Genomic DNA, 24,192 nt, shown 5'->3' with positions numbered 1-24,192 from the left:
GTTAATTATAAGACAATTAGAAACCACCCACACTTGTATCTGCTTTAATTGTGCCAACTATTTTCAATCTTATGTTTTGCAACCCAACTATTCTGCTTATTTTTCAATAAACTTCAAACTTGAAAAACCCAAAAACAAAGATTGGAATTTCCAAAAAACGAAGATGGTTAAAGCGCATCCTCATTACGCTTGCCATTATTGTACTGTTGCCGTTAGGCGTATTTACAATTGGGTGGTTCAACAGAGATCGTGTTTTGGATATGGTACAGGAATGGTATGCTGAGAATACCTCAGGCACTTTAAAAATTGGAAAAGTCAATGCGCGTTTTCTAAGTGGGTTTCCAAACCTCGGGTTCACTTTCAAAGATATCCACCACACCCATAGAGACAGTATTTCAGGTCAAGTGTCTTCACTTCTAATTGAAGAAGCAAAAATGATTATTGGCGCAGGCAATCTGTTACGGGGTGATTTTATTTTTAGAAGAATTGAGCTCACAAATGCCATATTCACTTCTGAAGTTATTTCAGAAAAATCAATAGCTTACCATCAGCAATTAAAGCGCGATAAACAAGCAGACAATTATGGTTTACAGTTCCCAAAATGGATCAATCCTAAAGGCGCAGTAATCACCTTAAAAAATGTCCAATACAGTGCGAAGGACACTATTTTAAATAAGCATTTTGACGTTCACGTTCATAATCTTAAAACTGCCTTTAATACCGATGGCGACAAGCTCAAGGGTTATTCTAACATCGATCTTACCGTTAATAAGATGGGTTTCAACACCACAAAAGGTAGTTTTTTTAAGGCAGCACATATCACTGGACATCCTAAATTTAGTCTTAATCTTACCAACGAAACCATTCATGTTCCAGACTTTCCTCTTCAAATCGATGCCCAGACCTTCCAACTCATCGCTAAATTCGATTTGTCAGAAGCAACTGTATATGAATTCGAACTAAAAAATCCAAAAACCGATTTTAAAGCTGTTAAAAATTTATTGAATGATAGCTTGACCAGTAAATTAAATGGTTTCGAAATCCAAAAGCCTTTTGAAAGCAGCATCAAGTTAGTTGGAAAGTTCGCCTATGGCAATAACCCTGATATTGCCGCCGAGTTCTCGAGTCTTACTAATGAAATTACCATTTTGGATAAGTTTCACTTAAAAAACGCCGACTTCATCGGATATTTAACCAATGATATTTATACCACCGATAGTTTAAAAACCGTAAAAAAAACGCCTAAGGATATTAAAGTTGTTTTTAAGAGCCTCAATGCAAATTTAGATGATATTGAAGTAAAAAGTCAGAACTCCTATTATCAGAGTACCCCTGATTCCCTTAACTTCATTGAAGCCTCTGTCAGTTTAAAGGGCAGCAATGAAACCTTGGCAAAAATTATTGAAACAGACAATTTCGATTTTAAAGGAGGCCATTTTAAACTGGATGCTCATATTTCAGGAGATATTCCAAAGCCTTATGAAATTTTGAATAAATCAAGAGGCGATTTCAAACTAAAAAACACCCATGTAATTCTTAAAAAGAACGGTCTTCAATTACCAGTGCAGACCATTTCAGTGGCATTAGAAAATGAAAATGCCATTTTAAGAGAATTAATCGTCAATCTCACCAATGGAGAAGATTTAGTATTCAGAGGAAAACTCAAAAACATTGCCGGCCTGCTGTCAAAATCCCCCATATATCCCACTACTAGCCAGATTTCATTAAATTCAAACCAGATAAATATCAATGATGTGATTACCATGGCCAAATCATCTGCGCCACCTTCCAAATCCAGAATTGATGATCGCAAAGATTTATACGAAACGCTAGAAGCGATTTACAGCCAATTTCATCCGCAATTCGATTTTAATATTGGCGCCATGAGTTATAATGATGTAGAGATCACAGATGTGAAATCGAAAATAGAGCTGAAGGATTCTGAAACCATCTTACTACGAAATTTCAATTTCAATTATGATGATGCCGTTACCAACCTTAAAGGCACCATGAAGGTATACGCACCAGAAAGCGGACTCACCGACCTGATTTATATGAATGCTCAAGCCACCTCAGAGGGTTCATTAGCTGTTTTTACCGATTTGTTCAATATTGAGCTCTTCCGAATTGATTCCGGTAAGTTCAAATTTAATGGTAAGGTCAATGGGAATGTAAGAGCACTCAAAGAACTGCTTAACAACGCTCAGGGCGACTTGACCTTGACCAAAACAAAATTGCACTACCCACCCGCTAAAATGGACGTGGTTATCGATTCTTTAGCACTTTATGTAAACAAATCAGATATCCTCCTAGAGCAATTCAATATTGAAATTGATGAACTACATTCTATCGAACTCAGCGGAAGTATTCATAAATTTCCGAATTTTCTATTGGACGATATTCCGGAACGTGGTACCATAGTTTTAAAAGCAACGGCACCCTTTTTTGATGGCGATGAACTTCTGAACACTATTAATTCGTTCAAACAAGAGAATAATAGCAGCACTTTAAAATCTAAAAAAGGACTTCACACGCTATTTAAGGATCTCAATGAATTTAATCCAAAAATAGAGATTGCTATCGACTCGCTCAAATACAAAGGGCTAATTACAGAAAATATAGAGGCTCAATTAAATTTTGAAAATGATTCTATTTTGAAGTTGAATTATCTCAATCTTAATTATAAGGAGAGCACAGCACACATTCAAGGAGAAATTAACGCCCATAACAACCGGGAGGAATTACTGAAAAACAATCCCTTTAACCTCAATTTTGATGTCCAGGTAAAAGGGAAATCTGAGAACCTGAATGACTACCTAAAAACCACAAACTTTGTTTTTAAGTCAGGAAACTTTCAGTTTCATGGAAATTATAACGGCCAAGCTAAAAATTTAACACTTTTGAATTCTAAGTCCTTTGGCGATTTAAAAATTGGAGGCACACTAGTCGATTTTGAAGCGGCCGATATTCAGATTCCAGTTGACAGTTTGCATTTGGAAATAGATAATGACCTCGCAACGCTAAAGACACTGGACATCCAACTTCCAGGAAAAAGCTCGGTGGTCTTTGAGGGCACCATAGACAACTTCACACAGTTTATAGATGGTAAAAAAGAAGATCAAAGACACAGTTCAAGTTTCTCAATCTACTCGCCCTATTTGGAAACAACCAGTATTGAAGAATTTTTAGAGCGTTCAGAAGCCACGACAAAAAAAAGAGAAGCAAAGGATGTGAATCCTAAAAAATGGAAAGACATCGTAAGGAAAATTAATTACTCCTTTTATCCAACTATAGATATCAGGGTGGACACTTTGGTATACGATAACTTTAGTATTACCAATTTTAAATCCGGTCTATTATTTGACTCTGAAGGTCGGTTGAACATTGAGGATACCGCCCTCAATTTTTATGAGGGCACCATGACCATCAATGCTTCTGTAGATCTACAAAACAGCGAAAACACCCCAGTCACCATTGAAATGACCGCTAAAAATCTCAATCTTAAAGAACTCATAAGTCGTTTTGATTATTTTAAAAATGACGATCTAAGAGCGGCAGAACACATTGCAGGGCTTTTAAATTACAGTATTATTGCCAATGGTACCGTCGCTAATAATGGCCAACTGAATATGGATTCCTTAAATGGATTTCTCAATTTAGATTTGGAAGGTCTGGAAATATACAACTACCAACCTGTCATGGAAAATGTGCCATTGATGAAAAGCGACCGCTTCAGGAATTTAAGGTTCAGACCTATTGTTCAAACGTTTGAAATTAGAAATGGGGAAATTATTATTCCCAAAACTGAAATACAATCATCCGCCATCCACGTATTTGCAGAAGGACGCATCAAACTCAAGGAACATGTGAATTTATGGTTATCGGTGCCATATAGAAATCTAAAAAGTAACGACGGTCTATCCTTACCAGAAAAAACAACTTATGAAGGAGCAGGATCTAAATTCTTTCTGCAATTTGTTCAAGATCAAAACAGCAAAAAAGCGAGAAAACAAAAGCTTAAAGTAAAAATTAGATTGGGCAATAGAAAGCTAAGGAGGATGAGAGATTCGTTGAATTGATTTCAAGAACAGCTATTGAAAATCCCAACTGTTTTTAAGTAGAAATGAGAATGTATTAGCACAAAACATCACTGCCATCCTATAGTCATATACCCATCCAAATCTTGGATTAAAACACATGCTTTCTTTTAAATGTCGAAACCTACGAGTTATTTGATGGATACATTGTATTTTAGAATGAATCTAAATCCTTTTTAAAAACGAATTAATCAAGCATATTTATAGGGTCTTCAAAAATAATTTCGCATCTTAGGTACTGACAAATAAGATGTTAAAATCTGAAAAAAGCCACAGATGAAAATATCTGGCGAGTATTCTCAACTTTTTTTGGACCTCTTGCATTTTCAAATTTGGTTTTTATTAAAAATATGATAAATATCAGCTCTGCATTAGAAGCGATAGATTATTTTTAACATACAATTCATGAGTATATGAAGTTTATTTCTAAATTTTTTCCAGAAAAGGGCTCGTCATGGCGCACATTTGCGGTTGTTGCCGTTGCAACAATTATAGGTATGGGATTTTTCTTAGTAAGGGAAGCTGAAGTTGTATCTTATTTGTCAGACAATCCCCAAGCCTGTGTAAACTGTCACGTGATGACGCCTGTTTACAATAGTTGGATGCACAGTTCCCATAGAGAATGGGTGTCGTGCAATGGTTGTCATGTACCTCAGGACAATATTTTCAACTCTTATTATTTCAAAGCCAAGGACGGTTTGTACCATTCGGCAGTTTTTACGGCTAGAGCAGAGCCTGATGTCATTACGATGCGCGAACCCTCAGAAGAAGTCGTTCAAAACAATTGTATCAGATGCCATATTCAACAAGTTACGGAGGTAAAATATGATGGTTGGCTTGATAACCATAGAGAAAACCGAACAGATAGAGCCTGTTGGTCCTGTCATCAAGAAGTGCCACACGGTCGTATCCATGGCTTGTCAACAGTAAAATATAATATTGCTCCACTCCCCACTGATCAAGATGAAATGGTCATTCCGGAATGGTTAGCAAAAGAAATTGAAGACCAATAAACCACAACTATTATGAAAAACAAAGTACTCTTCATCGTCACAATCATAGTCGTCTTTTTACTAGGACTGCTCGCATCAAGTATTATTAATCGGAAAAGTGAGGCCAAGTACCAATATGTTCCAAATGTGAAAATTGGTGAAAATGAGCCACGAAATGCAGAATGGGGGAAAAACTACCCAAGAGAATATCAATCTTATCTACAAACGGCAGACACCTCTTTTTCTACTTATCAAGGAGGTTCAGCCATGCGTGATGTCTTGGAGGAAGATCCTAGAATGGTAGTACTTTGGGCAGGGTACGCCTTCTCAAAAGATTATTCTCAAGGCCGTGGACACTATTATGCTATTGATGATATTCACAATACCTTACGTACAGCAGCTCCGGAAAATAAAGAAGACGGACCAATGCCTGCAACCTGTTGGACATGTAAGGGCCCAGATGTGCCGCGCTTGATGAATGAAAAAGGAGTGGCAGAATTTTACAGTGGTACTTGGGCAGAAAATGTTTCAGAAGTGGTCAACCCAATTGGATGTGCAGATTGTCACGATCCTGACAACATGAAGTTACGCATCACAAGACCCGCATTAGTGGAGGCTTTCCAATCTATGGGCAAAGATATCAACAAAGCAACGCACCAAGAAATGCGGTCTTTAGTTTGTGCACAGTGTCACGTAGAATATTATTTTGACAAGAAAAAACCAGGTCTGGAAGGGGTCAATTATTTAACTTTTCCATGGGAAAACGGATTTACGGTGGAGGCCATGGAAAAATACTATGATGATATCGAATTTTCAGATTGGACGCACGCTATCAGTAAAGCGCCAATGCTAAAGGCCCAACATCCCGATTATGAAACGTATTTAACGGGTGTGCATGCTGATCGTGGGGTTTCATGTGCCGATTGTCATATGCCATATAAAAGTGAGGGGGGTCAGAAATTTACAGATCACCATTTGCAATCGCCTCTAAATAATGTTGCCAACTCTTGCCAAGTATGCCATAGAGAAGAATCAGATAAATTAATTGAAAATGTTTATGACAGACAGCGCAAAGCCAATGAGAATAGACTTAAGTTAGAGGATGTATTGGTAAAAGCACACGTTGAAGCCGGTAAGGCTTGGGAACTGGGCGCCACAGATGCACAAATGAAAGATATTCTTATGAGCATCCGTCACGCACAATGGCGCTGGGATTATTCAGCGGCCTCTCATGGGGCATCCTTTCACTCTCCTGTAGAAGTAGGACGTGTTTTAGGTAGTGGCCTTGCTGAAGCACAAGAGGCGCGTGTAATGTTGGTGCGTTTATTGGCAACTTTAGGACATAATGAGCCAGTGGAAATGCCAGATATTTCAACCAAAGCGAAAGCCCAAAAATATATTGGTCTCGATATGGATAAACTAAGAGAGGATAAAGAAAAATTCAAATCCAATGCTTTGCCAAAGTGGCTTGAAGAGGCAAAAGCGCGTGAAGATAAAATGGGTTCCAATAAAGTGGTCAGCGCCAACTAACAATCAGATCCAAAAAACAGATTACAATCTATCTCTAAAGGCTTTATTTTTAAAGCCAGATTTCCCACTATGAAATTTATTTACCGCATTTTTTCGTCCTCAGTTTTAGCATTACTTTTACTCTTGATCTTTGCGGTGGCCATGGCTACCGCAACGTTCATGGAGAACGACTACGGAACGGACACCGCGTGGATTAAAATCTATGATTCGCTATGGTTTGAATTGGTCATGGTAGGCTTAGCGCTCTGTTTTTTAGCCAATACCTTTAAATATAAGATGTGGCGCAAAGAAAAATGGGCGGTGCTCGTTTTTCATCTTGCGTTTATCATTGTGATCATTGGCGCAGGAATTACCCGCTATGACTCCTATGGTGGCATTATGCGAATACGGGAAGGGCAAAGCTCTAATATGATCATCTCTGATAAAAACTATCTACAAGTCCATATTTCAAACGGTAATAAGACACGACATCTTGAGAAAAAGATGGAGTTTTCTACATTAATCGACAATAGCTTTTCTATCAACACAGATTTAGAGGACGAAAAAATCAACATCTCCCTCAAAGAGTTTGTCGCTGATGCCTTACCAGAGATTGTAGATGATCCCGAAAAAGGAGCTCCTTTATTACAAATGGTGACTACTTCCGGTAACGGCAGAGAAACCATCTTTTTAAGCAAAGGCGAAGTTGAAGTCATTGGTCCGCATAAACATAAAGTCGGATTTGAAGCCGATGAAGAAGGCATTATCAACATTCTCGAAGAAAACGGAGCATTTAAGATCTATGCGCCCCATCCGCTGGATTTCTTTGTGATGGCCGATCAAAAAGCAGGTGTAATCAAAGGCGATTCTCTACAGGCCATGTCGCTTAAAACGCTATACAGGCATGGCGACTTATCCTTTGTGCCGATGTCATATCATAATCATGGACAGATCAAACTATTAAGTACTTCAGAAAAACCAAAAGATAACGATCCTGTAAAAGATGATGCCATCGTACTGAATGTTACCGTTGGTGATACAACGGAAGAAGTCATGCTGCTCTATCGTAAAGGCTTTTTACCAACCTCTCATGAATTAAATATAAACAATACTAATCTTAGCTTTTCTTATGGTGCCATGCCTATTGAAATCCCGTTTGAGGTGAAGTTAAACGATTTTCAATTGGAACGTTATCCCGGTTCTGAAAGTCCATCGTCTTACGCCAGTGAGGTTACCGTTTTAGATGGTGAGGTTCAAATGCCATTTCGTATTTACATGAACAATGTTTTGGATTATGGTGGCTATCGCTTCTATCAGGCCAGTTATGATACCGATGAAAAAGGTACGTTATTAGCGGTAAATCATGACGTTTTGGGCACCACTATTACTTATATCGGTTACTTTTTATTGATGATCGGGATGTTCTTCACCCTCTTCGGAAAAGGCACCCGCTATACAGTAATCACCCAAAAATTAAAGAAATTAAAAAACGTTGCTCCGCTACTTGTGGTTGCGCTGTTTAGCTCCTTCAATACGTTTGCGCAATCGCCAATGCAAAAGGATTCCATTCCTTCTGTAACAGAATTGGTGGCTTCCCAAGTGATCGACAAACAGCATTCTGATCTGTTCGGACGTATTCTGGTTCAGGATATGGACGGCAGAATCAAACCTATCAACACTTTGGCGTCTGAATTTCTACGTAAAATTTACGGCAAAACGACTTATACCTATAAAGAAAAGGATAAAACCATAAGTTTGGATGCCAATCAGGCTTTTTTAGCGATGCACGTTTCCCCGGGTGCATGGCAGAAAATTCCAGTCATTAAAATCGATGCCCAAAAAGGTGGCGATTTCTTTAAACCTCTTAAAATTACGGACGACGGTTATATTTCCTTCGAGCATTTAATAAATCCGGAAGGGAATTATGTCCTATCAAAAATGGCAGAAGATGCCCATGCTAAGAAACCTGCTGAACACAATGAATTTGATAAGGAAGTTATCAAAGTTGATGAGCGCTTCAATATCTTATTTAATATTTTCTCGGGAAATTATTTAAATATTTTTCCAAATAGTCTTGACGAAAAAGATAAATGGTTTAGCTACACGCATCATTTTAATGACTTCCCTCCAGAAGACGGGATTTTCGTACAAAATATTACCCGCACCTATTTTAATGATATAGCCTCCGGAAAATGGGCAGAAGCTACAAATAAACTGTCTTATATTGATACGTATCAAACCACCTTGGGCAAAGACATCATTCCGTCCCAAGAGCGGATTGAAGCCGAATTATGGTACAACCAAATGAACCTCAATTTTTGGTTATTCCAAGCCTTTTTCACAATTGGCTTGATCATGTTGGTATTGGCACTTTCAAAAATATTCGTTGAGAAAAGAGTAATCAATGTGCTTTGGGAAATTTTTATTGTGATCTCATTGATCAGTTTTCTGGTATTTACAGGAAACATTCTTTTGCGTTGGTATATCGCTCAACATCCACCTTGGAGCAACGGCTACGAGATGATGGTATTTGTGGCTTGGGTACTCATGCTTTGTGGTTTGCTCACCTTTCGAAAATCGGATTTTGCATTGCCTTTAGCCACGTTATTTGCGGGTTCTCTCCTATTTGTGAGTTACCTCGATTGGTTAAATCCGGAGATAACCAATTTAATGCCCGTTTTGAAATCTTCCTTTTGGTTAAAGGTTCACGTAGCCACGATTGTGAGTAGTTACGCGCCTTTGGCTCTATCCGCAGTATTAGGTTTTATGGCCTTGATTTTAATGATTATTAGAACGAAAGGAAGTGCGTTTAAAATCGACGTTCGTATTAAAGAGCTCACTTATATCAATGAGATTTCAATGACCATGGGCTTGTTTGTATTGACTATTGGTACTTTTTTAGGAGGTGTTTGGGCAAATGAATCGTGGGGCCGTTATTGGGCTTGGGATCCTAAGGAAACTTGGGCCTTAATTTCCATTATCGTCTACGCCATCGTATTGCATCTTCGCTTGGTGCCTGGACTGAAAAGCAGATATACGTTAAACGTTGCTAGTGTGTTTGCTTTTGGATCTATCATTATGACCTCTTATGGTGTGAATTATTATTTGACGGGTTTACATAGTTATGCCGCAGGAGATCCTGTTCCTGTTCCAACGTTTATTTATATCTTGATTGCGGTGGTGGTCATTATTGCGATTGTTGCTTTTATAAGAGTAAGAAAACCTAAAAAGAAAGTGGCTTAAATCTCATATTTAGAATTAGCGATACACATGTATTTTGAAATTATTTGGATAAAAGTTCTATGAAGTTGATGTTATAGAACTTTTTCTTTTTTTACTATAGAAAAGCCTGAAAAGTTTTAAAAACCTGACAGGTCTAATGGTCTTACAATTATAATTAACTGAATGGAGTATGGTTAAAGTACTCAAATCAACAGTTAACAACTTCTATTATCCTATCAAAACAGATAGCCTCGGATGTCAATCACACAAAAAAAACCTAACAGGTTTTAGAAACCTGTTAGGTTTGATGCGTTCATTTATGGGCCCTAAAGCCATCTTTTATAAATTCCTATTATTTTACCTTCTCAAAATTTAAATCCTGATAATCATAACTAAAGTCAGTCAATGGCGAAATAGGGCTCATGGTAAACCCATTAGCCTTACCTTCAATATCTAAACTAAAAGTCACAAAGGCGTCAGCTTTAAGTGATCTATCATTCCAACGGACGGCAAAGGTGGTTCCTTTGTAGAACGCCATAGTTCCTGTTAAATCAGAAAGTTTAGCCGACTTAAAATGTAGCGTTTTGTCTTTATTGCTGATCACCACGTCGCCAAACCAAGGATCTTGGTAGGTTCCAATATAATCTGATGGGTCAGGCTTTGTAGTTTTATTTGTAAGTTGCGCAGCAATCTCCTTTTCTACCGCTGAAACGATGCTATCTTCTTCACGTTCACCTGCCAAACGACGCTCATTGTAATCCTTTATTCTATCCTTCCCTTTGATATCAAAATAACCGTCTTTAAGCGAATTGGTAATCGCACTGAACGCTGCACCACTCTGTTGGTTGGTAAGCACGATGATTCCCAAATCAAGCTCCGGAATAATGGTGACTTGGCTCACAATCCCCAATAAACCTCCCGTATGTGTGGCCTGAAAATAGCCATTGACATCACTTAAAAACCAGCCCAACCCATAAGCCAGAAAGTGCGTATTGTAAGGACCACTTCCGGTTCTTACCAGGGTTTGTGGCGTCCACATTTCACGGTGGGTTTTCTTACTGAAAAGACTGTCTTTAAGCTGCGTGCCATATTTCCCTTCATCCAATTGTGCTTGTACCCACGTGCTCATATCGTTGATGGAGGCATATATTCCTGCAGCCGGCGTTGCAATTTGCGTAAAGGTATAGCCGGTAATTTCAAGTTTTCCATTTACCGGCGCATGACCATCAATCCGATTGGCATCAGCATCGATCTTAGACATAGAAAGCAAAGAACGATCCATTCCTAGAGGTTTAAAGAAATTTTCTCTAATATAATCATCATAAGAGGTATTGGAAACACGCGTTACGATTTCACCCGCGATAATATAGAGCAGATTGTCATAATCATATTTTGAACGGAATGAAGATACCGGTTTGAGGTACCTCATATTATGGATCATCTCCGGTAATGTGGTGGTATTGGTCGCCGGAAAAACCATTAAATCCCCAGCGCCAAGCCCGAGTCCACTTCTATGGGTGATAAGATCACGCACGGTAAACTCATTGGTAACGTAGGCATCATAAAGTTTAAATTCAGGAATAACGTCATTCACTTTGGTATCCCAAGTTAGCTTTCCAGCATCCACAAGCTGACCTAGCGCTGCCGCAGTAAACGCTTTGGTGTTTGAAGCCACACCAAAAAGTGTATTTTCGTCTACAGCCGCATTCATTTTTAGGGAGCGCACACCATAGGTGTTTTTGTGATAAACCTTACCATCCTTTAAAACAGCAACCGCCATTCCTGGTACATCAAAGATTTTCATTGTTTTTTCGACCAAACTATCAATTTGGGTAGTGCTTAAAACTTGTGCTTTTAGTGAGTGATTCACATAAAAAAGGAAACCCAACGCGATAAGGGATTTGAAATAAAATTTGTTCATATCAAGGATTTAATTGTGGAATAATGAGAGTTATAAAATTGTTTAAAAAAGTTGTAGTGTTGTGTGAATTTCGAAAAACCCAATGAAATCAACGCGATTTGCATTAGGAAGACCGGACCTCATCGTTTGCATTAAATGTCTGCCGAAGAAATGATTTGGATTCCCAAATACGTCATCTTCTCCTTTAATTTTTCAAATTCTTCAAAATCTAATGGACGCGAGGCATCTTCAATAAAAAAGCATGCAAAACCTTCCTTAAAGGCATCGTAGGTGGAAAAGTAAACACAGATATCTGCTGCAAGACCACATAAAAAGAGTTGGGAAACGCCTTTTTCTTTTAGATAGCCTGTCAAGCCGGTGGATTTTAAATGTCCGTTGTCATAAAAGGCACTATAACTGTCAATGTCCTTATCAGTTCCTTTCCTAAAAATAGTTTCCCATTTTTGAGTGTCGAGATTGGCATGAAAATCAGCACCATCCGTGCCTTGCACACAGTGATTGGGCCATAATGTCTGAGGTTTCCCATGAATTTCAATCACATCAAAATTTGATTTGCCTTCATGATTGGAAGCAAAACTCACGTGATCCTGCGGATGCCAATCTTGAGACGCCACCACCAAGTCAAATTTATGCTGAATGCTGTTGATTATTGGTACTATTTTATCGCCATCGGGTACGGCCAAGGATCCGCCTGGCATAAAATCGTTTTGAACATCGATGATAAGAAGAGTTTTCATGTACACTTTATTTTTTGAACTATTTTGCAGTAAAGTTAATTAAATGCTGGGTTTTCAACAAACTCAAATGACGCCTTAAAAGAATGATGGTGCTTAACTAAAACCCCATTTCAGACACTCATAACATCAAACATTATTTATTTCTGCATAAAAATCGTCCTACTATTTACGCCAAAAAGGTCACTTCAACTTCAAATTTAAAATTTATGTTTTTGAACCAAAGCATCGCGCTCTTGCTTCAATTTTGCGCTAAGGCCTATTTTATAAATATGCGGATTTTGAAAACGTTTATATTCTTCAGGAAGTTTTTCCAAACGCGATTTTGAATAGGCGGCAATTTCAGTAACCGTTCGCGGAGGCATTAATTTTTTGCCATTTTCCATCACTTTTTCCAGCAAAGGTTCATGTTCAAAACGACCAAGGTCTAAACTTTTCCTAGAATCAAATGGATGTACCATTTCGGTAACATTTTCTTCTGTGAAAACTGCCACAGCGTCCGCGCCATAAAACATACCGCTTTCATCTATCATTCGGTACACTTGCTTTTTGGAAGGCAAGGACACTTTAATAATATTCTCAGAAAGCTTGATACGAGGCTCGCCATTAAATTCTGATAATTTATACACCCCACCCAAGGATGCATCCGGATTACCAGTCACCAAGTTGGTACCCACACCAAAAATATCGATGGGTGCACCTTGTTCTTTTAAACTTTTGATGACATATTCGTCCAATTGGTTGGAAGCTACAATTTTCACATATCCCAAATTGGCATCATCCAAGATCTTTCGTGCTCTTTTAGACAAATAAGCTAAATCGCCACTATCCAATCTGACGCCCAACAACTGTTCTCCCCTACTTTCCATTTCTTTGGCCACGGTAATGGCATTGGGCAATCCGATCCTAAGCGTGTTATAGGTATCAATTAGGAACACACAGTTTTTAGGGCGATATTTTGCAAAATCACGAAAAGCCTGCAACTCATCCTCATAACTTTGTATAAAAGAATGTGCCATTGTTCCTGAAGACGGTATATTATAATCCTCAGCGGCCTTCACGTTACTGGTGCTGTCAAAACCTCCTATGGCCGCAGCTCTAGACGCATAGTAGCCACCCGTAGCGTGAGCACGACGCAAGCCCATGTCCAGTAAAATTTCATTTTTTGCGCTATGCCGTATGCGGTTAGCCTTTGTAGCAATCAGCGTCTGAAAATTTAGGATGTTCAATAAAAGGGTTTCTATAATCTGTGCTTCTATAATATTGGCTTCAACCTGTAAGATAGGGCGGTTTGGAAAAACCACATCACCTTCTTTACTTGAAATGATCGTCCCACGAAAGCGAAAATCCCGTAAATAATCCAAAAATTCTTTTTCAAATCCATGAGTTTCCAAATAGCTAATATCAGAAGGTGAAAACTTTAGGGTTTCAAAAATATTCAACACATCCTCCAATCCAGCAAAGATGGCATAACCACCATCAAAGGGATTGCTTCTATAATAATAATCAAAAACCGCGCGCCCATCCGGTTTCGTTTTGAAATAGACCTGGGCCATAGTCAATTGGTAAAGATCTGTATAAGCTGCTGTAATATTCAAAAGCATGTCGTTTTAAATTAGTAGTTTAATTTTTTTAAAGCATCTAAAAATTGATGATGCCTCTCCTCAGTATAATCCAAATGGGTCACGATGCGTAATTTACCTTGACCCATCGTACTGATTTTAATGTTTCTTTGAAGTAAGTCAGCCATGAATTTCTTTTCGGAAATAGGTGTCTTCAGGTAAAAAATAACAATGTTGGTTTCTGTAGGCTCTACCATTTTGACATAAGATTGCTCTGAAAGTACTTTGGCAATTTCTGAAGCTCTTTTATGGTCTTCCTGCAATCTATCGATATGATTATCGAGCGCATAGATGCCGGTTGCCGCCATAAATCCTATTTGTCGCATGCCACCACCCAAAACTTTACGTACGCGCATGGCCTTATCCATCAACTTCTTTTTTCCTAGCAACACACTGCCCATTGGCGTGCCAAGTCCTTTGCTTAGGCAAACTGAAATGGTATCGAAAATCTCCCCATAGATTTTTGGATCTTGGTTTTGCGCCACCAAAGCATTCCAGATACGCGCACCATCCAAATGAAATCCTAGGTGATGCGTATCACAAACAGCACGAATCTTTTGAATTTCTGAAAAATCATAGCAAGCACCACCGCCCATATTCGTTGTGTTTTCTAAACAAACCAAGCTCGTTAACGGACTGTGGTAAAAATCTGGAGGATTGATATTTTCTTCAACCTGTGCGGCCGTGATCATCCCTCGGTGCCCATCCACCAGTTTACAAGAAACGCCGCTGTTGAACGAAGCGCCTCCACCTTCAAAATTATACACATGTGTCCATTTATCAGCTATTAACTGCTCTCCAGGTTGGGTGTGCAGTTTAATGGCCGCCTGATTGGCCATACTACCGGTAGGAAAAAATAAGGCCGCATCCATCCCAAACATCGTGGATAGTTTATCCTCAAGTAGGTTTACCGATGGATCTTCTTTATAAACGTCATCCCCAACTTCAGCCTGCAGCATTGCATTGCGCATTGCTTTTGTAGGTTTTGTGAGCGTATCACTTCTTAAATCTATTGTCATTATTATGAATCTGTCTTTAAATCTTCAGCCAACCATTTTTGTTAAAGCTCAATTTCTTGAAGGTGAAACAAGAAAAAGGCTCGCACTTGGCTTACGCTTTTCCTTTAAAACAAAACGTATCCAAAGCTCCATAAGTAAGCCGATAAAAATATTCCACTCACGAAGTTAAGCGTATTTTTTGGTACATGTTGTCTTGACGCCCGCTTTTTTAAAAGAATTGAATATCGTTGTTATTAAAATGAATTTGAATGGGAACGCACTAAATGGATTTCGTTTTTACAGAAAGAATGATTTGTTGAAAATAAAATGTTGTGAGCTAGACCTTTTATAATAAACAAAGGGAACAAGTGTTTAAAACATTGTTCCCTTTGCAAATCATATTCCTTCTATAGAGGTTATCCCTTTTGAAGTTCAACGGGTATATTCTCAGCTATTTTTAAATGAATTAAGCACCCCGATATGATTGTTTTATAAATATACAAAATTTTTAGATTGCTTCAAATGTTGAATTAAAATTTAACATAATTATTTCCAACCTAACTACCTCAAAATTGAGATCAGAAAGAAGTATGATGCAATAATGCTTTTTCTCTATGTTTAATTGGCTAAGCTTTTTAAGTAATGTACAAGGGCCAATCGAATATCAGATTGAGGATGGCCATTTGAAGTTTCAATAGGATACACTTTGAGGATCTCTGGATTATCTTCATTTAAAAAATTTAGATTAGTCTCCATCCCTGTAAGCAAAAAGCCCAACATCGCTACGCGGTACACCGTGTCACTATCTATTAAATTTTCGCCAATAAACCAGTGATCCTTGACCTTCTTGAGATTGGCATTTCTTAATAAATAACCTCCAGTGCCTATATTACTTTCGCCAACCTCCAAAATCTTCTGAAGCAAACTGCCCTTCATCTCAACCTCTCTTATTTCTCCGCCAAAAGGCATAGCTCGCAAGATGTCATATTGAAACACTGGAGCATGATAGATATCATCCACACGAATTGCCCCAGCATTCACGAGAACAACATCCGCAAGAGGAACGGCACTTTGTACACCGCGCAGCACGAGCTCCGTTAAATTGCTAGGTTGCGATCTAATTATAAGCTCTCTCCCGTCCAGCGGTTCACTGGTTTCTAGGACGATTTCCATAGCATCAAATCCTAAAGAACTATAGTTATCATTGGCAATTTTTATCCACTTTTCAATAACTGCATTCGTTTGTGGTTCAAGCGCTATGTCTTCATTAAGGTATCTTAATTTTGGAACTACTTTTAATTTACCGTTGGTTTTATTTAAACTTAAAGAGTTTACATAAGCAGTTTTGGCATTGGCGTGAGCCTTCGTAATATACACGTCACCCACTTTTTCAAACTGCATATCATGCTCATGCCCTCCCATGATCAGCCCCAAAGTTGGAATCTCTTGTGCAAGTTTGATATCATCCTTAAGATCTAAATGGGTTAAAGCAATAACGACATCCACAGAGTCCTTTATTTGAGCGTATAACCTTTTTGCCGTAACAATAGGATCAGTATAGTGCACATACGAGGTTTTGTTAAACGGAAGCGTCAACCCTAAAATTCCAATTTTCGCTTGGGTGCCATCGGCATCTGAAACCTTTAAAATGTAAGTTTCGGGGAAAGGTACTGTAGAAGATTTTGCGAAAGGCTGAATGGTATCGCCGTTTTTATGGAATGTATTTGAAGAAACCCAAGTAAACTCTGATTCGTCAATTCGGGACTGAAGTTCGCTTTCTTTAATATCAAATTCGTGATTTCCAAAAACGACGAAATCCATCTCGGCAGCATTTAAGGCCTCAATCATTTGTTTGCCTCGAATACGCTCTTCTTCATATTTCAAACCATTATATATGGATGGACTCACAAAATCTCCCCCCATAACCAGAAAGGTATTTTTATTTTTTTCCTTTTCCGCTTTCTTCAAGCTCGCCACGCGTGCAACGCCGCCTTCTTTTCCATTTGCCAGCGGGGCTATTTCATACACATCATTGACCTGTACAAAAACGATATCGATTTGACCATCATCATGGATCGATGTGCTTTTTTGTTGTACAGAACATGAAGTTATAAAGAGTGAAACTGCAAAATACAAAAGCGGAAGTCTTATTTTCATAATTAAGAGGTTTTATGCAAAATAAGCATTTACAGCCTAAATAAAAACTTTTCACACCCCAAACACCTTTAAAATCAGAGCTTAACGAACATCAGCAGCATTTCCTATCCTTCGCATGAAGATTGTTTTCTTAAATTACCAAAAAAACAAAGGGAATACGTATAAAATAACGTGTTCCCTTTGCTAATGAGTTGTTGTGTAGCGCTAATTATTTGCAATCCATCTCCCACTTTCTACTGAGCGGATTCTAAAATTCTTTTCGATTTTCTATAAGTATAGTTTGGATAGATGTTCCGTTTTGCAAAACGGTTCACTTTATCGCTATTGATCATTTTAATATAGATTTGTTTGGTCACGCCAAAATATTCATAAGTTGACCCGTCCATAAAGGTGATTTCCATCAATAACCCTTTGTGTTGGTAATCAGCGATTCCTGAATTGGTTATTGTTTCGGTATATTCAGCCAAATTGGACGCAATAGTTTCGGGTGCAATGCTCACCAAAAAATGATACCCATCAATGATTCTTCGGCTTTGTATTTCAGCTTCTTCTTGTAAAGCGTCTCCATTTTGGAATTTATCAGGATGCCATTCCTTCACTAAATCACGGTAAGATTTTTTTAAAGTCTTTAATTCGACTTCGTTTTCCACTCCAAAGAGTTTCTTGTATTCATTTATGCGCTTCATACCAAATTTTATTTGAGGGCGCAAAAGTACATGTTAATATCCAATGTATTACAATAAATTAACGAATGTTTTTGGTCTTATAAAACGTGTTTTTTACAATCCAATGTTAAAGCCAGGAAGCCAAAATGGTATGACTTCCTTTGTTAACCTTCCTGACACTCATCAACTACTTTGAGAAATCTTTAACATATTAGAAATAATAAAGAGTTTTTAGGACGTTAAACCCTTATAACCTATAAACGAAAAACAATGAATTTAATCAAAAAAATGACATCTGGTGCCGTTGCACTTTCAATGGCAACAGTATTTGTTGCCTGTTCATCTGATGATGACACCAACCTTACTCCAGATCAAGGCATCTTAAAAATTGGTGCAAAAGCGAGTTATACCGAGACAAAAAATAGAGGGAGTGAAAATGTGAGCCTTTCAAAATTTCTCGTGAATTTTAAAGAGATTGAACTTGAGCTCCAAGAAGGTATTTATGGTAGCGATGATGATATCGAACTGGAAGGCCCTTTTGAAATTGATTTATTATCAGAAAACAGTTTTCAATTGATTGATATTCAAATTCCGAATGGCATTTACGAAGAAATCGAATTTGAATTTGACAAAAGCGAAAATTCCAACTCTGAATTGTTTGGTAAAAGCATGAAACTGACCGGAGAGATAAGTGGAAAACCTTTTGTGTTTTGGCATGATTTTGAAGAAGAAATTGAAATTGATTACGAGGACACTGACCAAAAGTTGGTTATAAATAATGACACAAAAGAAGTTGTCATTAACTTTGATCTTGATGCAGTATTGGCGATGGTAGATATCTCTATGGCTACTGATAACGATAAAGATGGTATTATCACAATCAGTCCACAAGATCTTGACGGGAATCAGGAGTTAGCGGAAGCGCTTAAGAAAGCCATAAAAGCACAAATTGAGTTGATGGATGACTTAGATTAAGCTGCTACGTAATTCTAATGGTTAATAACTGCCCATGAAGTTAAATTGCTTTATGGGCAGTTTTTTGTTATATCACACTGCATAGACTTGTAAAAATAGGTTCCATTGAACTCATAATTTGATAATTATATCTTCATGATGAAATTCCTGTTGAGTTTTTAACTTAAGCAAATAATTTTATTGTGTTCTATTAATTCGCAACAACTTTTTTTCAAATACACCCGCTGCCCACAGTTCTGCTATCGGAATTCTTTAATCTTATGAAATGATCATGCGATTATCTTTTTAAATTGTAAAGTATTCTAAAAATTTAAAAACATACCTTTTCAGGAATTTTATCATTATAATTTTTATTCAATTGGAATGAATAGAAAAATCATAAGATTGCTGCATGAAAGAATTCTTCTCATAATTGTTCAATATTAATTATTTGTGATTTAAATTCATAGCATACATGAGAATCAATGACATTCTACTCCTTATACTGCAAACGCAGCTCTACAGAGCAAACTCGCTAGATTGAAAAAACAGATTAATGTAAAAACCCATAACTTCAGCAATTTTTAATCTAAAAGTTGATAATTATCAATTGTTATCTTAAATTAAGACCCCGAAGCATAGGGACTATTATAACGCGCATTTATTTTGAACTATCCACCACAACAACATCAAGACGACAATCGTGACCATATGATTGAAGTCATGAATACCTATCCTTTAGCAATGCTTGTTTCTGTACAGGACAATACGCCCATAATCTCACATTTGCCGTTGATTTATTCTGAAGGAAAACTGATTGGACATTTAGACAAATTTAATCCGCAAGCGGAATTATTAAAAAACGACAACGACGTTACGGTCGTATTTTCAGGCCCACAGTGTTATATTTCACCAAGTATTTACAGCACCACACAATTGCCAACGTGGAACTATATTATGGTCCATATCAAAGGCAAGGTCACGGAAATCACTGATCCAGAAATCATCATCCAATCTATGATGGATATGACTTCTTTTTTGGAAGCACCTTCACATCGCTATCAATTAGAACGCGACAATCCTAGGATGGCGCAATTTATAAGTTATGTCAGGGGGTTTGAAATAGAAATCACCAATTGGGAAGGCAAATTCAAACTCTCACAAGATAAAAAACCTAGCGATATTGAAAGTGCTCGAAGTGAATTGATCCGTGCCAATCAAGAGAGCATTCGCTTGTTTTTAGATACCGTTTTTTAGCGGATGCGTTCCATTTTCGCAATAGGAAACTCAGTTTTAAGTTGTTCCTGCTCCGCTTTATAGGCCTCATAATTTTTGTTATAAAAATCTAATCCAGATTCAAGCGTCTGATGGTCTTTTCTAATACTTTTTGCCGCCATAAAATGTGCAGAAAGCACAGTTAAATAATTCTGAAAGCTGGTTTGCATGGTATAATTATATTCAAAAAGCGTGTTTTCATTGATGCTGATCTTGAGCTTTTCGACTAATAAATCCTTTGGAACAATGATTCCATCTACCTTTATCTGATTGTCGATATCGATTATCAATTTATTTTTACTAGCATAATAGTCATTAAAATATTCCAAAGGATTATCTAATACCGAATAAGGTTTGGGAGTTGTAATTGGAGTGGTCAATTCATCTTTATAAAAATAAGGAATACAATGTCTTACAGGAAGCCCTTTAGACACAAATCGTTCTGAGGCCACGTCCTCATTTTTCACGAAATAGACGACCATGCAAAAATCAGCTTCATTTAGCACATTCAAAAAACCAACAACATGCCTCATTTCAAGTGCTTTATCAATAGAAAGACCCACTTTTAAAAAGGGGACAAGTTCTTCTCGTCTTGAAGTTTTTTCACTATTCAACACGTTTTGAAGTTCATTGATCTTAACACGATTCATATGTGCATCAATGATGATAAGATTATCGTGTTTATCTAATAGTAGCCTAAAGTTTATAAGCCTATCAAAATTTCCTATAGTTTCTGAGAAATAAGATTGCGGTAGATCAACCTTTGGATTCATTTCAAGACTGACCGCATCAATAGCTTTGTAATTTACAACGTCCACTTTGGACATGGCAAAACTCAAACTTAACAGTATTAAAAAATGGATCAACATCCATTTATAGCCTTTTAATCCTAAAACTTGAATCCAGGTTTTCCATGTTTCCAGATACATGACCACATGTAATAGCAGCAATGGAAAATAAAAGTAAGGGCGATATGGAAAATCAAAAAGACTCATGGAACCTGCGCCAAATAAAAGCCCCATTTTACCAAACCAATATGCGAAATTCAAATTCAGGAATATCTGATCGTTAAGAATCCTGTTTCTTTTGGTATTACTTCTCGAAAACACGTTTTGAGGTTTGCTTAATAAAAAGCTGATGGCAATTGAATTTCCGAATATCATAGATAAACCCGCAAAAAAAAGATTGTAGAAATCCCTAATGGATTCGAGGACGATGTTCGGAATATTCATGAATCCGAAAGAGATCACCCTAAAACTTTCCTTTACCACATAAAAAAACGAATAAATAGTAAAGGCTGCTCCCAAACCAATTACGATAGCGAGAAGCAGATCGTTTTTAGATAAATTTCTAAAATTTAACGACGAATCACTAAAGCGTCTCTTTAATTTCATTATAAACAGTTAGTGAGTATTCGTATTGATTTTATTGAAATTGTTACATCCATTTCTGAATTGTGATGGAATAAAAACTTTCAAATTCTGAGCAAAAAAGATGAACACCACAAACAAATAAGGTGTATTAATTTCTTAACTTGTAAAGGGTCAATTTCAAAATTAAAACAGGAATCAATTTAAAAATAGGAATTATAATATCTAAAATTTCTAGGTTGATTATTTCTGTATAATTTCATGCTATTTCCCGATACTATATTGAGTGGTACTTTCGTCAATATTACTTAACATCTTCTGATACAAAACTGCTAATATCATAAACTAAACATTATGAATTCATTAAAATTACTGTCAATTACGTTGCTATTGATTTTCTTTAACTGCAACACCGATAAGAAGAAACAGGAAACCAATCCATCCCTTACGTCTAAAAATCAATCTGCCACGGACACACTCAGCAAGCATTTAAAGCCTTTTAATGCTGCGCTGCCAACCATAGGACTGTTGATGTACAATGGGGTGCTTCAAAGTGAAGTTATCGCAACCTCCGATGTTTTTGCAAAACCAAGCGAAGATGGGAAACAACTTTTTAACGTGATTACCATTGCCGAAACTTCAAACCCCATTTCGACTGAGGAAGGCATGCGTTTTGTTCCCGATTATACTTTTGAAAACTGCCCAAAATTAGTAGCGCTTTTCGTTCCGAGTGCTTATGATATGTACGCCCAGATCCATAATCAAAATATTGTGGATTTCATAAAAGAGAAAAACGAAGAAACCACTTATACCGTAAGTAATTGTGCCGGCGCACAGCTTATTGGTGCCTCCGGAATTGCAGACGGACACAAAATTGTAACGTGGATTGGCGGTGGTGAGCAATTGCAGAAGGATTACCCAAATTTAAAAGTGCAGAATGATAGTTTAGTGAGTTTTGTTGAAGATGGCAAGTTCAGTTCTTCCAATGGCAATTTGGCCAGCTATATTTCAGCATTACAATTGTTCGAAAAAATGACAAGTCCTGCACATCGAAAATTTGTTGAATCCTATCTGTATCTCGACAGATTACGGGATTGGAAGTAATAAAAAGATCAATTACCAATCAATACCTTTCAAATGCTCGCAACTCTACAAGTTTTTTAAACTCATTCCGTTTAATATTATGATTTTATAAGCTATCTTCGATAAACAACTGAAATTTAAGCATATAAAACATGTCAATCTATGTATTTATGATGTACTATGAGAAATGTCAAACACATCAAAACAAGGAAATAACGAGGACAAATCGACTTTATAGGTTTTGAATAGCAATCAGATTACTCTCAAATTGATGTTATTATGAATCGATTACCACATATAAAGCTAGCTAAAGTGCATTATGATAAGCAACGTTATATTGCCGTGACATTTGATTACCATTCCCAACTGATAGCTACGATAAGAAAGATCCCTACTGCAAAGTGGAGCAGTTCAAAAAAGCAATGGCATGTAGAAGATTCACAAGAGCACTACCTGCTCATACTTAATCTTTTTAAAAATCAAGCGTTCATTGATGACATGGATTATAAAAAAGGAAATATCAAAAACGTCCCTAACCAACCTTTTAAACGCGAAAGAAATTTAACCGATGTTCAAAAGCACCTTCTCAATAATTTTTATAAGTATTTAAAAGGCAAACGGTATAGTCAAAGCACAATAAACACCTATGTTTTTTATGTTGCAGACTTTATCGAATTTTGCACAGACAAAGTACCAAGCGAACTCAAAAACAGGGATGTTGAGCTTTTTATTGAATCGGTGTTCATTGCGCGGAATTACAGTATCAGTACGCAGCGGCAATTCATCAGTGCTTTAAAGCTATTTATACTTTTTGAACCTTCAACACAGATTGAAAATCTTGAATTAGAACGACCACAGCGTTCCAAGCATCTGCCCAATATATTAAGCCAAAGAGAGATTGTGGCATTACTATCCCACACCAAAAACTTAAAACATAGAGCAATTATCGCCCTATTATACTCATCAGGATTACGCATTAGCGAACTCATTAATTTAAAAATATCCGATATAAGTATTGATAGGCGACAAGTTTTTGTAAAAAACGGAAAAGGACGCAAAGACAGATATATCACTTTAGCCGAAAGCATGTTGCCCTTATTGCACCAGTATTTGAAGTTTTATAAGCCCCAAGTATATTTTACTGAAGGCTTGCCGGGCGAGCAATATTCGGCAAGTAGCATTAGAAAGTTTTTAAAAACAAGTGCTGCGCTAAGTGGGATTAGCATATCAATAACCCCGCACACTTTGCGTCATAGTTATGCTACCCACTTAATAGAGCAAGGTGTTGGAATCAGGCATATCCAAGAGCTATTAGGGCACAGTAAACCAGAGACCACGATGATTTATACCCATATTGCCAAGAAAGATTTATTGAACATCAAAAGTCCTTTGGATTATGCATTAGAGCAGCTAGGGCAACATTTATAAACAGGAACTAAAACTCCACTTATCCAGAAAATTAACCGGAATAATTGGTATATTTATCCACATATAACGAGTTGCCCACAATTTGAAAAAAATGCAGAAATACCTCATAATTTTAGCTTTGATTACAATGTCTTGCAAAGGACAAAACAAGAAAAATAATCCGAC

At 37.3% G+C, this 24,192-nt stretch carries 15 protein-coding genes; 8 read left to right on the top strand and 7 right to left on the bottom strand.

The features are described from left to right. Nucleotides 1–119 precede the first annotated feature (119 nt). From G525_RS0112380 to G525_RS0112365, 4 genes are all read left to right on the top strand, one after another. Nucleotides 120–4,079 (top strand): AsmA family protein, encoded by a 3,960-nt coding sequence (locus G525_RS0112380; protein ID WP_027126450.1) that lies wholly within the window; start codon nucleotides 120–122, stop codon nucleotides 4,077–4,079. A 431-nt stretch (nucleotides 4,080–4,510) separates the two neighbouring features. Next, the gene (nrfH, locus tag G525_RS0112375) at nucleotides 4,511–5,110 is read left to right on the top strand and encodes a cytochrome c nitrite reductase small subunit (protein ID WP_035479626.1); all 600 of its coding nucleotides are present in this window, start codon (nucleotides 4,511–4,513) and stop codon (nucleotides 5,108–5,110) included. A gap of 12 nt (nucleotides 5,111–5,122) precedes the next feature. Next, nucleotides 5,123–6,619, top strand: a complete 1,497-nt coding sequence (gene nrfA / locus G525_RS0112370) for an ammonia-forming cytochrome c nitrite reductase (RefSeq protein ID WP_027126448.1) — start codon at nucleotides 5,123–5,125, stop codon at nucleotides 6,617–6,619. 69 nt (nucleotides 6,620–6,688) lie between these two features. After that, nucleotides 6,689–9,841, top strand: a complete 3,153-nt coding sequence (locus tag G525_RS0112365; RefSeq protein WP_027126447.1) for a cytochrome c biogenesis protein — start codon at nucleotides 6,689–6,691, stop codon at nucleotides 9,839–9,841. Between the two features lie 331 nt (nucleotides 9,842–10,172). Here G525_RS0112365 and G525_RS0112360 read toward each other — a convergent pair whose 3' ends face one another. From G525_RS0112360 to G525_RS0112335, 6 genes are all read right to left on the bottom strand, one after another. Beyond that, nucleotides 10,173–11,741: a serine hydrolase gene (locus G525_RS0112360; protein WP_027126446.1), complete on the bottom strand. Its 1,569-nt coding sequence runs from the start codon at nucleotides 11,739–11,741 to the stop codon at nucleotides 10,173–10,175. A gap of 131 nt (nucleotides 11,742–11,872) precedes the next feature. Then, a complete protein-coding gene (gene pncA / locus G525_RS0112355) occupies nucleotides 11,873–12,478 on the bottom strand; it encodes a bifunctional nicotinamidase/pyrazinamidase (protein WP_027126445.1) in 606 nt (201 codons plus the stop codon). A 197-nt stretch (nucleotides 12,479–12,675) separates the two neighbouring features. Continuing rightward, nucleotides 12,676–14,079 carry a nicotinate phosphoribosyltransferase gene (locus G525_RS0112350; RefSeq protein ID WP_035479622.1) on the bottom strand — a complete coding sequence of 468 codons (1,404 nt, stop codon included), beginning with the start codon at nucleotides 14,077–14,079 and terminating at the stop codon, nucleotides 12,676–12,678. Nucleotides 14,080–14,090: 11 nt separating this feature from the next. After that, nucleotides 14,091–15,116, bottom strand: coding sequence for a threonine aldolase family protein (locus G525_RS0112345; RefSeq protein ID WP_027126443.1), 1,026 nt, complete (start codon nucleotides 15,114–15,116; stop codon nucleotides 14,091–14,093). Between the two features lie 597 nt (nucleotides 15,117–15,713). Then, nucleotides 15,714–17,252 (bottom strand): bifunctional metallophosphatase/5'-nucleotidase, encoded by a 1,539-nt coding sequence (locus G525_RS20915; protein WP_051209921.1) that lies wholly within the window; start codon nucleotides 17,250–17,252, stop codon nucleotides 15,714–15,716. Between the two features lie 233 nt (nucleotides 17,253–17,485). Continuing rightward, complete coding sequence (locus G525_RS0112335; protein WP_027126442.1) at nucleotides 17,486–17,938, bottom strand: KTSC domain-containing protein; 453 nt, start codon at nucleotides 17,936–17,938, stop codon at nucleotides 17,486–17,488. A 249-nt stretch (nucleotides 17,939–18,187) separates the two neighbouring features. Between G525_RS0112335 and G525_RS20910 the strand changes: the two genes are divergently transcribed. Continuing rightward, nucleotides 18,188–18,892: a DUF4382 domain-containing protein gene (locus G525_RS20910; RefSeq protein WP_051209920.1), complete on the top strand. Its 705-nt coding sequence runs from the start codon at nucleotides 18,188–18,190 to the stop codon at nucleotides 18,890–18,892. A gap of 645 nt (nucleotides 18,893–19,537) precedes the next feature. Continuing rightward, nucleotides 19,538–20,128: an FMN-binding negative transcriptional regulator gene (locus G525_RS0112325; RefSeq protein WP_027126441.1), complete on the top strand. Its 591-nt coding sequence runs from the start codon at nucleotides 19,538–19,540 to the stop codon at nucleotides 20,126–20,128. Here G525_RS0112325 and G525_RS0112320 read toward each other — a convergent pair. Further along, nucleotides 20,125–21,540 (bottom strand): hypothetical protein, encoded by a 1,416-nt coding sequence (locus tag G525_RS0112320; RefSeq protein WP_027126440.1) that lies wholly within the window; start codon nucleotides 21,538–21,540, stop codon nucleotides 20,125–20,127. The genes G525_RS0112325 and G525_RS0112320 overlap by 4 nt on opposite strands. A 330-nt stretch (nucleotides 21,541–21,870) precedes the next feature. Between G525_RS0112320 and G525_RS0112315 the strand changes: the two genes are divergently transcribed. Together G525_RS0112315 and xerA are read left to right on the top strand one after the other, a co-directional pair. Continuing rightward, the gene (locus G525_RS0112315; protein ID WP_027126439.1) at nucleotides 21,871–22,620 is read left to right on the top strand and encodes a DJ-1/PfpI family protein; all 750 of its coding nucleotides are present in this window, start codon (nucleotides 21,871–21,873) and stop codon (nucleotides 22,618–22,620) included. A gap of 258 nt (nucleotides 22,621–22,878) precedes the next feature. Continuing rightward, complete coding sequence (gene xerA, locus G525_RS20905) at nucleotides 22,879–24,027, top strand: site-specific tyrosine recombinase/integron integrase (RefSeq protein ID WP_051209919.1); 1,149 nt, start codon at nucleotides 22,879–22,881, stop codon at nucleotides 24,025–24,027. The last annotated feature ends 165 nt before the right edge of the window (nucleotides 24,028–24,192 follow it).

This window comes from Gelidibacter mesophilus DSM 14095, from assembly GCF_000423005.1.
In the GTDB taxonomy this organism is placed as follows: Bacteria; Bacteroidota; Bacteroidia; order Flavobacteriales; family Flavobacteriaceae; genus Gelidibacter; species Gelidibacter mesophilus.
Note: the sequence above shows the minus strand (reverse complement) of the source record. Positions and strands in the feature narration are given on the sequence as shown.

What these genes read in the sequence shown, in the direction of transcription:
- nrfH (WP_035479626.1), top strand. Translation starts at nt 4,511, where the DNA reads ATGAAGTTTATTTCTAAATTTTTTCCAGAAAAGGGCTCGTCATGGCGC.
- nrfA (WP_027126448.1), top strand. Translation starts at nt 5,123, where the DNA reads ATGAAAAACAAAGTACTCTTCATCGTCACAATCATAGTCGTCTTTTTA.
- G525_RS0112365 (WP_027126447.1), top strand. Translation starts at nt 6,689, where the DNA reads ATGAAATTTATTTACCGCATTTTTTCGTCCTCAGTTTTAGCATTACTT.
- G525_RS0112360 (WP_027126446.1), bottom strand. Translation starts at nt 11,741, where the DNA reads ATGAACAAATTTTATTTCAAATCCCTTATCGCGTTGGGTTTCCTTTTT.
- pncA (WP_027126445.1), bottom strand. Translation starts at nt 12,478, where the DNA reads ATGAAAACTCTTCTTATCATCGATGTTCAAAACGATTTTATGCCAGGC.
- G525_RS0112350 (WP_035479622.1), bottom strand. Translation starts at nt 14,079, where the DNA reads ATGCTTTTGAATATTACAGCAGCTTATACAGATCTTTACCAATTGACT.
- G525_RS0112345 (WP_027126443.1), bottom strand. Translation starts at nt 15,116, where the DNA reads ATGACAATAGATTTAAGAAGTGATACGCTCACAAAACCTACAAAAGCA.
- G525_RS20915 (WP_051209921.1), bottom strand. Translation starts at nt 17,252, where the DNA reads ATGAAAATAAGACTTCCGCTTTTGTATTTTGCAGTTTCACTCTTTATA.
- G525_RS0112335 (WP_027126442.1), bottom strand. Translation starts at nt 17,938, where the DNA reads ATGAAGCGCATAAATGAATACAAGAAACTCTTTGGAGTGGAAAACGAA.
- G525_RS20910 (WP_051209920.1), top strand. Translation starts at nt 18,188, where the DNA reads ATGAATTTAATCAAAAAAATGACATCTGGTGCCGTTGCACTTTCAATG.
- G525_RS0112320 (WP_027126440.1), bottom strand. Translation starts at nt 21,540, where the DNA reads ATGAAATTAAAGAGACGCTTTAGTGATTCGTCGTTAAATTTTAGAAAT.
- G525_RS0112315 (WP_027126439.1), top strand. Translation starts at nt 21,871, where the DNA reads ATGAATTCATTAAAATTACTGTCAATTACGTTGCTATTGATTTTCTTT.
- xerA (WP_051209919.1), top strand. Translation starts at nt 22,879, where the DNA reads ATGAATCGATTACCACATATAAAGCTAGCTAAAGTGCATTATGATAAG.